The sequence below is a fragment of the Psychrobacter sp. 1U2 genome, from assembly GCF_051847575.1.
In genome coordinates, this window is the sequence record NZ_JBPYDC010001588.1 from 1 (window position 1) to 568 (window position 568).

Below are 568 nucleotides of genomic sequence, written 5' to 3' on the forward strand. Positions count from 1 at the left end.
GTTCTTGATCATCGTTAAATTCGCTAAGATGATTCTCAGTATCCTTTAAAATGACTGTAATCTCATTATGAAGCAGATGTAGAGAAGGTAGGTTAAAGTTAGTAATACTAAGGGCAGGGGTGGTCAATATTGTTTGCTCAGACTGGCTCATAGTTTTTTTCCATAAAATATTGATAGAGTCGACTTTATCAGCAGATAATTATTGATAAAAACAGGCTTTTTAGTATGTTATTAGATATTTAACGGGCGCAAGCCAATTAATCATGCGCAGTAACGCGCTCTACCACTGCGATAGCCTAGCGTTTAAATCAGGATAATCTTCTGCTAACCCTGCAAACCAGTTTTGATTGGCATGGTTGTCTACGGTTGACTCTAGCAATAAAGATGCCAAATTCGCAAAATTAGCATGAGCGGTGTTGCCACCCTCTGTTTGAGTATCTTCTTCGATCGCTAACGTTACCTGTCCTCCTGTCATGGCCAGATAAACTTCAGCTAAAATCTCCGAATCCAACAAGGCGCCGTGAAAAGTACGATCTTGCTTACCGACATCTAATCGGCGAACCAAAGC

Annotated in this window: 1 pseudogene; it reads right to left on the reverse strand. The window is 40.3% G+C overall.

The features are described 5' to 3' along the window. Positions 1-280: 280 nt before the first annotated feature. Positions 281-568: pseudogene (locus ACS8FD_RS23340) on the reverse strand (DNA polymerase III subunit epsilon); the annotation flags it as partial.